The sequence below is a fragment of the Pleomorphomonas koreensis DSM 23070 genome, from assembly GCF_000425185.1.
GTDB lineage: Bacteria > Pseudomonadota > Alphaproteobacteria > Rhizobiales > Pleomorphomonadaceae > Pleomorphomonas > Pleomorphomonas koreensis.
In genome coordinates this window covers 344,787-358,434 of the sequence record NZ_KE384327.1, presented here as the reverse complement: position 1 = coordinate 358,434, position 13,648 = coordinate 344,787, and the positions used below count along the sequence as shown (strand labels likewise).

The window sequence follows — 13,648 nt, the reverse complement described above, 5'->3', positions numbered from 1 at the left end:
ACGGCCCGCCCGGAAGGTTTCGGCCGTTACGGGCGCTTCTCTTCGTCGATGGTCACGTTCCAGGGCTCGATGACCTGCCAGTCGTCGTTCTTGTCGAAGTTCTGGACCCAGGGCATCGCCCACTTGGACATCACGTCATAGTAGTAGGGGATGTACATCCAGTCGTCGCGGAACAGGCGCTGCGCCTTCTGCGCGTAGCCGATGCGGTCGGGATCGTCGACGCCCTTGGCCGAGGCTTCATTGAGCAGCCGGTCGACCTCGGCGTTCTTGTAGCCGCCCATCTTGTTGAGGGCATTGCCCGAGCCGGAGTGGATGGCGCCCATCAGGTAGGAGACGGCATCCGGCACGCGCGTGCCGACGTCGTCGCGGAACACCTGGACGCTCTTCTGGTCGGGACCGGCATAGGTCTCGACGGCCGGCTTCATCTCGGTGCCCTGGATGCCGAGGATCTTGCGCCACTGCTCGGCGATATACTGGGCGGCGGCCTCATGGGTCGGCGTCGAGATGCCCACGAACATGATCTTCGGCAGGCGGCCGGAGTCCTTGTACTTGGAGGCGGCGAGCGCCGCCTTGGCGGCTTCCGGATCGTAAGGGTACTTCTCGAAGTCCGGATCGACGCCCGGCACCTTGTTGAGGATCTGGCCGGCGGCGATGAACGGGCCTTCGGGGAAGGCGGCGAGCGCCAGCTCCTGCGGGTTGACCGACATGGTCAGCGCCTTGCGGACGTTAATGTCGTCCATCGGCGGCTTGCTGGCGTCGAACCAGAACTGCTGGCCCTTGGCCAGCTCCGGGCCGCCGAGGAAGTCGGCGCCGAGGTCCTGGATGATGGTCGGGGTGATCAGCTCGGTGGCGGCGTCCATGTCGCCGCGCTTCAGCATCAGCGTGGCGGTGCTGGGGTCGGAGACGGTGGTGATGACGATCTTCTCGAGCTTGGGCTTGGGGCCGAAATAGTGGGGGTTCGGCACCATGGTGATGATGCCCTGGTCGAGGTCCATGCTCTCGGGCATGAACGGACCGGACACCACGACGCCGTTCTCCGGCCGCCACCAGTCGGCCTTCTCGGCGCCGCTGTCGTCGACCGCCTGCGAGATCTTCACCGGCGGGATCAGCGCGGTGGCGATCTTCTGGTCGAAGATCGGATCGGGCTCGGCCAGCGTCACGGTGATGGTCTGGTCGGCGTTGACGACGAGGCCGGTCATGTCCTTGGCCTTGCCGAGCACCACGTCGTTGAAGCCCTCGACGTCGCCGAGGAACAGGTTGACGCGGGCGTGCTTGGTGGCCGGGCGGGCGCAGAGGTTCCAGGTGCCGACCACGTCCTCGGCGGTGATCGCCGAGCCGTCGGAGAACACGGCCTTGGGATTGACGGTCAGCGTCCAGGTCTTGAAGCTGCCGTCATGGACGGCGCTCGACAGCGCGTAGGGCGTCAGCTTGCCGGCCTTGTCGAAATACATCGGCGCCGCCCACCACAGCGACTGCCAGCGCGCCACGTGCCCGCCGCCCTGCAACGGCGACCAGCTCTGCTCCAGCACCGGATGGGCGATGTTCAGCACCTGGTCGGCCCAGGCGGGAACGGCGGTCGACAGCGCCGCCGCGGCCAGACCGATCATCAGGCATTTCCGGAAATTCGTCTTCATGGATGTCTCCTCTCCATATTTCGTTTCTTCATCCAGCGACCGGCGCTCCTCCGCGCGCCTGAAGACAATGAACGCAAACCACGTGCCAAGCCACCTATTACATTGAATTATAAGGGTTTCCCATTGCAACAACCCACAAGGCGGGCAGCGATTGCTGAAATATGTCGGCGCGACTGGTGCGATACGCAACAGTCACCTCTTGTGATTCGCGGCCGCCGCCGCCATGCTCGGCGGCGGGAGGACAAGATGGTCATCGCCTTCATCGCGCCCTACGAGCGCATCAGCATCGCCGCGCAGAGCATCGTCGAGGCGTCGAACTATCCGGCCAGGGTCTACGTCGGCGACCTCCACCAGGGCGTCAAGGCGGCGCGGCAGGCGCTGGCCGAGGGGGCCAAGATCATCATCAGCCGCGGCGGCACCGCCCGGCTGATCCGCCAGGAACTCGGCGTCGAGGTGATCGAGGTGGAAGCCTCGGTGCAGCGCACGCTGGCCTATGTCTACAAGGAGACCACCGAGGCGACGCGCATCGCCGTCGCCGGCTTCGAGCCGCTGATCAACCTGGTGGCGCCGGTCTGCGAGGTGCTCGGCCGCACCTACCGCTCCTTCGAGCTGAAGGAGCGATCGTCCTTCCAGGCGCAGATGGACGGCATCGGCCAGTGGAACCCGGACGTGGTCATCGGCGACGCCATCGCCTATCACTGGGCGCAGGCGCGGGGCCTTGACGCCTACCTGATCGAATCCAGCATGGAGACGCTGCTCGACGCCTTCGAGCGCGCCATGCTGGTCTACAACAACCTCTGCCGCTACATCCTGGCCGAGGAGAAGCTGGCCACGGTGCTGAACTGCTCGCGCGAGGGCGCCATCCTGATCAACCGGGACGGCGTCATCGAGGAGATCAACAGGCAGGGCTGCGACATCCTGTCGCAGTCGCGCGAGGAACTGATCGGCACCCTGCTGTCGGACTATTTCGACAGCGCCGAGCTGAGCAAGGCGTTCCGCAAGTTTCAGACCGCCCGCAACATCCTCGTCAACTACCGCGACGACAAGCTGGCGCTCGACCACATCACGGTCTCGGCGGACAACCAGGCCGGCAGTTCGTCGGTGGTGCTGTTCCAGCCGGTCCAGAAGATCCAGGACGCCGGCAACGTCATCCGCCGCAAGCTGGCCGACAGCGGCTTCTATGCCAAATACACCTTCGACGACATCGTCTTTTCCTGCGACAAGATGCGCCGCCTGGTGGCGGTCGCCCGGCAGTACAGCGAGACCGACAGCAACATCATGATCGTCGGCGAGACCGGCACCGGCAAGGAGCTGTTCGCCCAGTCGATCCACAATGCTGGGCCGCTGGCCGGCGGCCCCTTCGTGGCGGTCAACTGCGCCGCGCTGCCCGGCGCCCTTCTCGAAAGCGAGCTGTTCGGCTACGCGCCGGGCGCCTTCACCGGCGCCTCGCGCTCGGGCAAGATCGGCCTGTTCGAGCTGGCCCACGAGGGCACGCTGTTCCTCGACGAACTGACCGAGATGGATTTCTTCCTGCAATCCAAGCTGTTGCGGGCCTTGCAGACGCAGGAGATCATGCGCGTCGGCGGCAACAGGATCATCCCGATCAAGCTGCGCATCATCGCCACCACCAACAAGAAGCCGCTCGAGGAGATCCAGGCCGGGCGCCTGAGGGCCGACCTCTTCTACCGCCTCAACACGCTCGATCTGAAGATCCCGCCGCTGCGCGAGCGGGAGAACGATCCCGAGCGGCTGTTCTCGCTGTTCCTGACGCGCAAGTGCGAGCGGCGCGGCATTCCGGTGCCGTCCGTGCCGGACAAGATCCTCGCGGTCCTGCGCAGCTATTCCTGGCCGGGCAACGTGCGCGAACTCGAGAACCTCGCCGAGAAATACACGACGTTGCATACGCTGTCGCCGTTCGACATGCCGCTGGTGGGCGAGGCGGGAGACTTCGCTCCGGCGGTCGGCGAGGACGACGCCCCCGATGCGACGCTGGAGGAGTTCATCGCGGCCAGGGTCGGCAAGGTGTTCCGGATGGAGAACGGCAACGTCACCCGCACCGCCCAGCGGCTTGGCATCGACCGCAACACCGTCAAGCGCTGGCTGGACAAGGCGGCGGGTTAGCCAGCCGCAGCATGCGCAAAGCGAGGCAGGCGGCGCCGAAGCCGTTGTCGATGTTGACGGTGGCGATACCCGGCGCGCAGGCGGACAGCGCCGAGGCGAGCGCCGCCCGGCCACCCTCGGCGACGCCGTAGCCGACCGAGGTGGGCACGGCGATCACCGGCGCCTCGACGAGGCCGGCGAGGACGGAGAACAGCGCCCCCTCCATGCCGGCGACGGCGATGATCACGGCATGGCGGCGGATCGCCTCGATCTCGGCCATCAGCCGCCACAGGCCGGCGACGCCGACGTCGGCGACGAGATGGGCGCCCTCGCCGTGGAAGGCCAGCGTGCGCGCCGCCTCCCGCGCCACCCGGAGGTCGGAGGTGCCGGCCGCGACGATGCACACCCGCGCCGGCGCCACCGCCTGCGCCGGGCCGAAGACGGCGGTCTGCGACAGCGGGTCATGGTCGAGCCGCGCCTTGAGTTCGGCCGGCAGGAGGCGCAGGGCATCCGCCGTGAGATGGGTGAGCAGGAGGCGCCGGCCCTCGGCGGCCGCGAGGATGGCGGCGATCTGCTCCGGGCTCTTGCCGGCCGAGAACACCGCCTCGGCGGTGCCCGTCCGCCGCTCGCGGTCCCAGTCGATGCGGAAGTCCTCGCTCATGGCGCCCTGCCGGCGGTGAGGAAGGCCGAGCCGCGCCGGTAGGGCCGGAGGCCGGCGAAGACGCGGCCGGCCTCGCGGCAGAGCCGGAGGACGATCGCCCGCACGGCGTCGCCCTCCCCGGTAACCGGCGGCGGGTCGGCCTCGACCACCACGCCGGCCGCCGTGACGCGGCAGCGCAGCGACGAGGCCCCCGGCATGAGCGGCGCCAGCGCCGCCTCCACCCGCTCGACGAAGGCGAGCGTCGCGGCATCGACGGCCAGGCCGGTCTCGATGCGACTGGCAAGGCACGGCTGGGCCGGCAGCGCCGCGAGGTCGTCGAGCCCAAGGGCGGCGGCCAGCGCGTAGACGTCGCGTTTGGCGAGCCCCGCCTCGACGAAGGGGTGCACCACGCCGTGGTCCCCGGCCGCCCTGAGGCCGGGCCGGTAGTCGCCGAGATCGTCGAGATTGGTGCCGGAGGCGGTCGGCAGGTCGAGCACGGCGCGGATGCGGCCGTAGAGATTGGTCTTGCAGTAGAAGCAGCGGTCGACCGGGTTGGCGCGATAGGTCGGGTCTTCGAGTTCGCCGGCGTCGACCACCTTGAGGTCCCAGCCGAAGCGGCGGGCGTGGTCGCGGACGCGGGCCGTGGCAACGGCCGGCACGGCCGGCGAGGCGGCGTGGAAGGCGACGAGCCGCGTCCGGGTATGGCCGTGGACGACATGCGCCAGCACCATGCTGTCGACGCCGCCGCTGACGGCGACGGCGAGTTCGGGAAAGCGCTCGATCGCCGCGACGAGGCGGGCGGGAACTGGGTCAGCCGTCATCGTGTCCCTCCGCCGTGCGGGCCGCCCGGCGGCGGGCGGCGAGACCGCCGAGGCCGCCGACGTCGTCGGCCTCGACCTTGACTGTGACGCTGCCGTCCGGCCGCACCACCGATTTCAGCCGTAGTTGCCCATCGGGACCATCGACGAGGGTGGCCCGCCGGGGCAGCACGCGCCGCCGCGCCTCGTGCCAGCGAACGCCGATGGTCGAAGTCTCCACAAGGCAGAGGTCGAGTACCGCGTCGAGGCATGCCGGCTCGACCAGCAGTCGGAAAGCGGTCAGCGGCCGCGACTTCTTGCCGAACTGATGGGACAGCGCGAGGTCGAGCACGCCGGCCGCCGCCCGAAGGCGTTCGGCGGCGTGGCCGATCTCCTCGCCGGTCATGTCGTCGACGTCGAAGGCGACGATAGCGACGACATCGCCCGCCGCCGGCCGGGCGGCGAGGTCGTGCACCATGGCCCTGACTACATTGGGCATCTCCGGCAGGTCGCGCGTGCCGGCGCCGAGGCCGCTGGCGACAAGCCGCGCGCCGGCCGGCGGTCGTGCTTCGGGATCGACGAGATGGGCGAGGATGGCGGCGCCGGTCGGCGTCACCCGCTCGCCGGGCACACCGTCGTCGATCAGGAGGAACCCTTCGAGGAGCAGCGCCGTCGCCGGCGCCGGCACCGGCATCAGACCGTGGCGGGTACGGATGCGACCGCCGCCACGCGGCAGGTCCGACACGCTCCAGCTCGTCTCCTCGAGCGCCGCGGCGATCGAGCCGGCGGCGACGACGTCGGCCAGCGAATCCCAGTCGGCGATCTCGTGGAAATGCACGGCGGCGAGCGGCACGCCGTGGACGCGGCTTTCCGCCTCGCCGAGCCGCCGCAGGATGGCGAGCGCCGCTGCCGCGCTGCCCGGCGCCAGCGGGGCGGCCTCGATCAGCGCGACGATGTCGCCGTAGCGGACCGGTGCCTCCGGTCCGTGGGAATGCCCGTGATCATGCCCATGATGGTGATGGATGCCCCCGTCCGGCGGTACCAGCGCAAAACGGCGCACGGCGAGGCCGCCGCTCAGGCCAGCCGTCAGCTCGACCCGGCCGGCCGCTACCGGCAGCACCGCGGCCAGATCGGCCCGCACGCGGGCCTCCAGCTCGGGCAGCGCGTCGAGCATCGCCGCCACGAACATGTCGCCGGCGATGCCGCCGACCGTGTCGAGGTGGATGTGGCGTCGGGCGGTCGTCATGCCGGTCGTCCTCAATGCGGCCAGGGATCGAGGAGCCGGCCGTCGTCGTCGAAACGCATCGCCTGCGGCTCTCCCAAGATGTCGATGCCCGGCCGCGAGGCCAGGGAGGGCAGCAGCGCCTCCGAGGCATAGAGATATTCGAGATGCAGCGTGTTCGGAATGCGGATCAGCGTGATGGCGTCGGGCGTATGCGATTCGCAGGTCTTCACCGCCGCCTGGATGGCGGTCTTGTCATCCGGCATGGCCATCGGCAGCGCGGCGGCGATCAGCACGCCGGAAGTCAGCGAGTTGGTATAGACGGACTCGCGATCGAAGCGGTCGGCGAGGCGCTGGGTGATCACGTCGGCGCGGGCGACGCCGTTGGCGTTGCCCTCGCTCTTGTCGGTGACGTCGAGCACCACGATGCGCGACACCGACGGGCCGCCGCTGATCGCCCGCGTCGATGGCCGGCCGTTGATGTTGGGGTCCATGCCGCTGCCGGAGAACTCCTTGCCGACATAGTCGACGACCAGCACGTCGAGCGGCCCTGAGGCCAGCGGCTCAGCGAGCGGGCCGAGCGGCAGGCGCGGCATGTTGGCCATGGCGACAGCGAGATACTCGCGCTCGCGCTCGATCAGTCCCTCGGTCGGCAGCACCACCACCTGCGACAGCCGGTCGTAGGCGTTCTCGATGGTGGCGATGCCGAACAGCACGCGGCAGGTGGCGAGCTTCACCCGCGCCATCTCGACGATGAACCGCCCGACATGGCCAAAACCCCAGGCGTGGCAATTGTCGGCGCCCGACTGCTTGCCGAGGCCGATCGACAGCATCTTGACGAGGCCGCTCTCGTTGGCGGCACGGAAGGCGCTGTGCGGCTTGATGCGGTTGAACAGCACGATGCCGTCGGCTTCAAAGGCCAGCTTGTCGATCCTCACCGACATGCCGTTGTCGAGCCGGCCGACCTCGACGGTCTCCATGCTGGAGCGGATCGGACAGCCGGCGCTCGCCTCGGTCACCCCGAGATGGGCCAGCACGCGGGTCTGGCCATCGGCGGTGGCGCCGCCGTGGCTGCCCATGGCCGGCACGATGAACGGCACGGCGCCGCGCGCCTTCAACTCGGAAACGATCGCCCGCACCAGTTCGGGCAGCGCCGCGAGGCCGCGACTGCCGACGGTGAGCGCCACGCTCATGCCCGGCCGGATGGTCTCGTCGACGCAGGGCGCGCTGGCCATGGCGTCGTGCACCGCCTTGTCCGGCGGCGGCGCGTCGACCGCCGCGAAACTCTGGCGGAGGAGCGCCACCTTTGGCAGAGCGACGTTTTCGACCAGCCTGACATACCCCGGCTTCATCGCCTTCCCTCCGCTCAGGCCGGCCGCACCAGGAAGCGGCCGTCGATCTCGCGTCCTTCGAGCAACGCCACGACGTTGCGGCAGGTCATCACCGACAGCTCGCGCCGCGCCTCCTCGGTGACGCCGCCGACATGCGGGCTGACGATCACATTGGGCAGCGCCCACAGCGGATTGGCGGCGGCCGGCGGCTCGGGCGCGAACACGTCGAGGCCGGCGGCGGCGATGGTACCATCTTTCAGCGCCGCGACGAGCGCCGGCTCGTCCACCACCTCGCCGCGGGCGGTGTTGATCAAGAGGGCGTCCCGCTTCATCAGCCCGAGGGCGCGGCCGTCGATCATGCCGCGTGTCTCCGCCGTCAGCGGACAGTGCAGGCTGACCACGTCAGCCCGGGCGAGCAGCGCATTGAGGTCGGACACTCGTTCGGCATAGGGGTCGAAGGCCGCGTCGGGGATGTAGGGGTCATAGGCGATCACCGTCATGCCGAAGGCGGCCGCCAGCCGGGCGACGACACTGCCGATGGCGCCGAGGCCGACGATGCCGAGCGTGCGGCCGCGAATCTCATGACCGCGATAGGCCTTCTTTTCCCAGCCGCCGCCGCGCACGAAGGCGTCCTGTGCCGGCAAGTCCTTGACGAGCGCCAGCAACAGCGTCAGCGCGTGCTCGGCCACCGAATGGGCGTTGGCGCCGACCGCCGCCAGCACCGGAATGCCGAGCCGGGCGGCGGCGGCTACGTCGATGTCGTTGGTGCCGGCACCGTGCTTGGCGACCGCCTTCAGCTTCGGCGAGGCCGTCATCACCTCGGCATCCACCCGTTCGATCAGTCGGACGATCAGCGCGTCGGGCTGCACTTCCGTGAGGAACGGCAGTAGTTCCGCCTTGCCGGGATAGGGGTCGGTGGCGAGCGAGACGATGCCGGCGGCGCGGAGGATCGCCTCGCCCTCCGGCGCGACCGGGCCGCCGAGGCTGACGACGGTGAAGGGCATGGTTATTCCTCCCGTGCGGGTCGGCGCCTCAGGCGACGGCCTCGAAGAATTTGTCCGACACCTCGGCCACCTTGGCGGCGACCTCATCGTTGAGGATGGTCGGACCGCGGCTCCTGCCGACCTCCGGCACGGCGACGGCGAGGGCGCGCTTGACCATGGCCGGCGGGAAGCCGTGGGCGTAGAGCGCCTTGCGCAGCTCGCCGAACCGGGCCTGGGCAGCGTCGGCCGCCGCGGCGTCGCCGGCGACATGGGCGGTCCAGATGGCGTTGAGCGTCTTGGGCGCCACGTTGCCGAGGCCGGAGATGCAGCCGGCGGCGCCATTCCTGAGGCCGTGCAGCACCAGATGGTCGGGGCCGACCAGCACGTCGAAGCCGGGGCGGACCACGGCGAGGAAGCCGTCGAGGCTCTCCTCGGAGCCGGCGCTGTCCTTGATGCCGGCGATATTGGCATGTACGGCGAGGCGGGCGGCGGTGTCGGGCTCGATCTTGTTCCCGGTGCGGGCCGGGATGTTGTAGAGATAGACCGGCACCGTCAGCGCGTCGGCGACGCGGGCATAGTGGGCAACCAGTTCGTCCTGCGAGCAGGCGACGAAGGAGGGCGCCACCACCGACACGGCAGCGACGCCCAGCGTCTCCACTGCCTTGCCGAGGGCGATCGTCTGGTGCGTCGAGATCTCGCCGACATGGGCGAGCACCGGCACCCGACCGGCGGCGGCCTCGACGCAGGTTCTCGCCACCGCCACCTTCTCCTCGACGGACAGGGCGTAGAACTCGCCGTTGGTGCCGGCGCAGAAGATGCCGTTGCCGGCCCTGGCCTGGCGGTCGACCTGACGGGAAAGCGCGGCGGCGTTGATGTCCTCCCTGTCGTCAAATGGCGTGACGATGGCGACGAAGGGGCCCTTGGGGTTGCTCATGGGGCTGTCCACTCAGGTTGGGGCGTCAGAAGGCGGCGCGGTAGATGGCGAGAATGTCGGCCTCGCCAAGGTCGCGCGGGTTGTTGTCGAGGAGCCGCCGGATAGCGTGCGCCTCGCGGGCCATGGCCGGCAGGTCGGCTTCCGGCACGTTGAAGGCCGACAGCCGCATCTCGCAGCCGAGCCGCAGGCACCAGTCGCGGGCGGCGGCGAACACCGTCTCGGGATCGTCGGAAACCGGCAGGCCCAGCGCTTCGAGGATCGCCGCCGTCCGTTCCGGCACGGCCGGCGCATTGAAGGCCAGCACGTGCGGGAATATCAGCGCGTTGGCGGCGCCGTGCGCCACATGGTAGCGGGCGCCGAGCGGATAGGAGACGGCGTGGCCGCCGGCCGTGTTGACCGGGCCGAGGCAGTAGCCGCCGTAGAGGGACGCGAGCGCCATGCCGGCCCGCGCGTCCGGGTCGCCGCCGTCGTCGGCCGCCCTGGCCAGCCAGCGGCCGACCAGGCGGATGCCTTCGAGCGCGTAGAGATCGATCAGCGGATGCGCCTTGCGGTTGGTGTAGGCCTCGACGCAATGGGCGAGCGCGTCGACGCCGGTCGCCACCGTGATCGCCCGGGGCATGCCGAGCGCCAGATCGGGATCGACGGCGGCGAGATCGGCCAGCATGTGGAGGCTCTGCACCGCGCTCTTGGCGGTGGCGGCGACGTCGGTAACCAGCGCCCGCGTGCCGACCTCGCTGCCGGTGCCGGCGGTGGTCGGCACCTGCACCAGCGGCAGCCCCTTGCGGGCAACCTTCTCGGCGCCGACCACCTCGGCAAAGGGCTGGCCGCTGCCGGCCAGCACGGCGACCAGCTTGGCGAGATCCATGGCGCTGCCGCCACCGAAGCCGACGACCGCATCGATCTCGGACGCCTCGGCGGCGGCGACCACCCTGGCGAGGTCGCCGGTGGTCGGCTCGCCGGCCAGATCGCTCCACACCACCGGCTCGCCGGGCAGTTCCAGGCCGCCGACGCGGGCGGCGTTGAAGGCATCGGTGACCACCATCGGCCGGCGGACGCCACGCCCGGCCAGCCAGCGGCCGGCCTCGGCGGCGACGCCGCGGCCGAACAGCAGGCGGGCCGGCTGGACGAGATCGATGGGCGTGGAGAGCGGGTTCATGGCGTGGCGGCCTCCGGCTTGGCAAGGCGGGTTGCCGACAGCTTGACGGCGTAGTCGATGGCTTCGAGAAGGCTCAGCTCGTTGGCGATGCCCTTGCCGGCGATGTCGAAGGCGGTGCCGTGGTCGACCGAGGTGCGGACGATCGGCAGGCCGAGCGTGATGTTGACGCCGGACAGCGAATTCCAGGTGCCGGTCTTGGGATCGACGTCGAAGCCGAGCAGCTTGACCGGGATGTGGCCCTGGTCGTGATACATGGCGACCACCGCGTCATACTGGCCGGCGCGCAGCTTGACGAACACCGTGTCGCCCGGCACCGGGCCGACGACGTCGAGCCCGTCGGCGACGCACTCCGCGATCACCGGCATGCTGACGTCGATGTCCTGCCGGCCGAACAGGCCGCCCTCGCCGGCGTGCGGGTTGAGCGCGGCGACGGCGATGCGGCGGCGCTTGAGGCCGAGCCCGTCGAGCGTCTCGGCGGTGAGGTCGATGACGTAGCGCAGCCGCTCGGGGGTGAGCTTTTTCGGCACGTCCTCGAGGGCGATGTGGGTGGTGACGTGGCTGACCCGCATGTTGCCATGGGCGAGCATCATCACCGAACCCCTGGCGCCGGTGAGGTGGGCGAGCAGGTCGGTATGGCCGGCGAAATGGAAGCCGGCCTTGTTCAGCGCTTCCTTGTTGAGCGGCGCGGTGACGATGCCGTGGATGCGGCCGGCCTCGGCGAGGCGCACCGCCTGCTCCACCGCGTGATAGGCGAAGCGGCCGCCGTCGGTGGACAGCACGCCGGGGAGGATCGGCGCGCCCTCCGGGCAGGCCTGGAGGGCGGCGAGGCCCGGCCATCTGCCGGCGGCGTCGACCTCGGGAATGGCGAGGCCGGGCGCGAAGGCGCGGCGCGCCGTCTCGAGCGCGTCGACCGAGCCGACGACCAGCAGGCGCAGCTCGTCCGCCTCGAGGCGCGGCTTCAGCGCCTTGCAGGCCTTGGCGATGATCTCGGGACCGACGCCGGCCGGATCGCCCATGGTGATGGCGAGATGTGGGATCACGGGCTTCCTCTCCTGCTCGGAAGGCGTGGCGCCTTCGGTCCGGTGGCGACGGGGTTTGCCGCGCCGCGCGGCGGCCGGGCCGTCCGGTCCGCCGGCCTCTCCTCTCCCGCAGAAGACGCGCCGGCCGGTCGCTTGTCAATAGGTTGTCAGGTTATTCGTATTCGCCCGCGCTCCTCCAGCCCGTCCCATCGGTCGCCGCTTGCGAATTTTCCCGAAAATCCGCCAATCCCGTCACGTCTTTTCCGGGTTGCCGACACGCTCTCATCCCGAAGGAAAGTGGCGCTTCCGCCCGGGCGGCAAGAGGCCGCGTGCCGGCCCTGTCTTTCGGAATACAGAATTTATTGTTTTACAGCAATACATTGTCATGACTCACGCCGACCGGGGAGTCGGTCGGGACGAGCGTCATGTTCATATGTTTACAAGTTTGGAAATCTCCGTCGCCGGACATGCGGCGCCAACGATCGATTCGCCGGGATCGGAAGAAAGGCGCCGCGCCGATGCCGGATGAGGTCCGCGGCGGGGGCCGCCGTCGGCAAGTATGGCTTCCGACCTGGAGCAATTCCAGCAAAACTGGGAACCGGAATTGCGTCAAAACAAAGAGATGGAGCATTTCCGGTGAACCCGCTTTCCCCGGAAATGCTCTGGCAGGCGCCGGGTCCCCGCGGCCGTTGCCGCGGGGATTTCTTTCGGCCGGCCTCAGTCCCAGGCCAGCGCGCCGCCGTTCTGATACTCGATGACGCGCGTCTCGAAGAAGTTCTTCTCCTTCTTCAGGTCCATGGTCTCGCTCATCCAGGGAAACGGGTTCTCGGTCGCCGGGAACACCGGCGCCAGCCCGAGCTGAGCGCAGCGCCGGTTGGCGATGAAGCGCATGTAGTCCTCGCAGAGCTTCGCGTTGAGGCCGAGGAAGCCGCCCGGCAGGGTGTCGCGGCCGTAGGCGGCCTCCAGCTCGGCCGCCTCGCGCAGCATGGCGCGCACGTCCTCGACGAAATCGGCCGTCCAGAGATGCGGGTTCTCGGCCCGGATCTGGTTGATGACGTCGATGCCGAAGTTGAGGTGCAGGCTCTCGTCGCGCAGGATGTACTGGTACTGCTCGGCGATGCCGACCATCCGGTTGCGCCGGCCGAGCGACAGGATCTGCGCGAAGCCGGTGTAGAACCACATGCCCTCGAAGACGACGTAGAAGGCGATCAGATCCTTCACGAACGCCCGGTCGGCGGCCGGCGTGCCGGTGCGGAAGCCGGGGTCGTCGAGGCTGCGGGTATGCTCGATCGCCCAGGCCGCCTTGTCGGTGATCGACGGCACCTCGCGATACATGTTGAACAGCTCGCCCTCGTCGAGGCCGAGGCTCTCGACGATATACTGGAAGGTGTGGGTGTGAACGGCCTCCTCAAAGGCCTGGCGCAGCAGGTATTGCCGGCATTCGGGATTGGTGATCTGGCGGTAGACGGCCAGCACGATGTTGTTGGCGACCAGCGATTCCGAGGCGGCGAAGAAGCCGAGGTTGCGCTTGATCATCCGCCGCTCGTCGTCGGTCAGGCCGTTCGACTTCCATAGGGCGATGTCGGCCTGCATCGACACCTCTGTCGGCATCCAGTGATTGTTGCAGGCGGCGAGATACTTTTCCCAGGCCCAGCCGTATTTCATCGGCAGGAGCTGGTTGACGTCGGCGCGGGCGTTGATCATCGCCTTGTCATCGACGCGCACGCGGCCGCCGCCGCGGTCGATGGCGCCGAGGCCGCTGGCATCAGCGGCGGAGCCGGCAGAGCCGGGCATGGTGGTTTCTGAGAAATCGGGCATCGGTCGGTCCTCGG

At 69.3% G+C, this 13,648-nt stretch carries 11 protein-coding genes; 1 reads left to right on the top strand and 10 read right to left on the bottom strand.

All coding sequences use genetic code 11. The features are described 5' to 3' along the window. Positions 1 to 26: 26 nt before the first annotated feature. Complete coding sequence (locus H512_RS0121765) at positions 27 to 1,634, bottom strand: ABC transporter substrate-binding protein (RefSeq protein WP_026785202.1); 1,608 nt, start codon at positions 1,632 to 1,634, stop codon at positions 27 to 29. Positions 1,635 to 1,880: 246 nt separating this feature from the next. Here H512_RS0121765 and H512_RS0121760 point away from each other — a divergent pair, with 246 nt between their 5' ends. Continuing rightward, entirely contained in the window at positions 1,881 to 3,755 is a 1,875-nt protein-coding gene (locus H512_RS0121760) for a sigma 54-interacting transcriptional regulator (protein WP_026785201.1), read from the top strand. On the opposite strand, the gene larB is transcribed toward H512_RS0121760, so the two are convergent. From larB to H512_RS0121715, 9 genes are all read right to left on the bottom strand, one after another. Next, the gene (gene larB, locus H512_RS0121755; protein ID WP_026785200.1) at positions 3,724 to 4,395 is read right to left on the bottom strand and encodes a nickel pincer cofactor biosynthesis protein LarB; all 672 of its coding nucleotides are present in this window, start codon (positions 4,393 to 4,395) and stop codon (positions 3,724 to 3,726) included. The genes H512_RS0121760 and larB overlap by 32 nt on opposite strands. After that, the gene (larE, locus tag H512_RS0121750) at positions 4,392 to 5,195 is read right to left on the bottom strand and encodes an ATP-dependent sacrificial sulfur transferase LarE (RefSeq protein ID WP_026785199.1); all 804 of its coding nucleotides are present in this window, start codon (positions 5,193 to 5,195) and stop codon (positions 4,392 to 4,394) included. The genes larB and larE overlap by 4 nt, the downstream gene beginning before the upstream one ends. After that, positions 5,185 to 6,417, bottom strand: a complete 1,233-nt coding sequence (gene larC, locus H512_RS25485) for a nickel pincer cofactor biosynthesis protein LarC (protein ID WP_026785198.1) — start codon at positions 6,415 to 6,417, stop codon at positions 5,185 to 5,187. The genes larE and larC overlap by 11 nt, the downstream gene beginning before the upstream one ends. An 11-nt stretch (positions 6,418 to 6,428) precedes the next feature. Continuing rightward, positions 6,429 to 7,745, bottom strand: a complete 1,317-nt coding sequence (locus tag H512_RS0121740) for a nickel pincer cofactor-dependent isomerase, group 22 (protein ID WP_026785197.1) — start codon at positions 7,743 to 7,745, stop codon at positions 6,429 to 6,431. A gap of 14 nt (positions 7,746 to 7,759) precedes the next feature. Next, the gene (locus H512_RS0121735) at positions 7,760 to 8,728 is read right to left on the bottom strand and encodes a hydroxyacid dehydrogenase (protein ID WP_026785196.1); all 969 of its coding nucleotides are present in this window, start codon (positions 8,726 to 8,728) and stop codon (positions 7,760 to 7,762) included. A 28-nt stretch (positions 8,729 to 8,756) separates the two neighbouring features. Continuing rightward, positions 8,757 to 9,641 carry a dihydrodipicolinate synthase family protein gene (locus tag H512_RS0121730; protein WP_026785195.1) on the bottom strand — a complete coding sequence of 295 codons (885 nt, stop codon included), beginning with the start codon at positions 9,639 to 9,641 and terminating at the stop codon, positions 8,757 to 8,759. A 25-nt stretch (positions 9,642 to 9,666) separates the two neighbouring features. Next, positions 9,667 to 10,797, bottom strand: coding sequence for an iron-containing alcohol dehydrogenase (locus H512_RS0121725; protein WP_026785194.1), 1,131 nt, complete (start codon positions 10,795 to 10,797; stop codon positions 9,667 to 9,669). Continuing rightward, positions 10,794 to 11,813: a 4-hydroxythreonine-4-phosphate dehydrogenase PdxA gene (gene pdxA, locus H512_RS0121720; protein WP_036793205.1), complete on the bottom strand. Its 1,020-nt coding sequence runs from the start codon at positions 11,811 to 11,813 to the stop codon at positions 10,794 to 10,796. The genes H512_RS0121725 and pdxA overlap by 4 nt, the downstream gene beginning before the upstream one ends. A gap of 720 nt (positions 11,814 to 12,533) precedes the next feature. Then, positions 12,534 to 13,634, bottom strand: a complete 1,101-nt coding sequence (locus H512_RS0121715; RefSeq protein ID WP_026785192.1) for a ribonucleotide-diphosphate reductase subunit beta — start codon at positions 13,632 to 13,634, stop codon at positions 12,534 to 12,536. Positions 13,635 to 13,648: the final 14 nt, after the last annotated feature.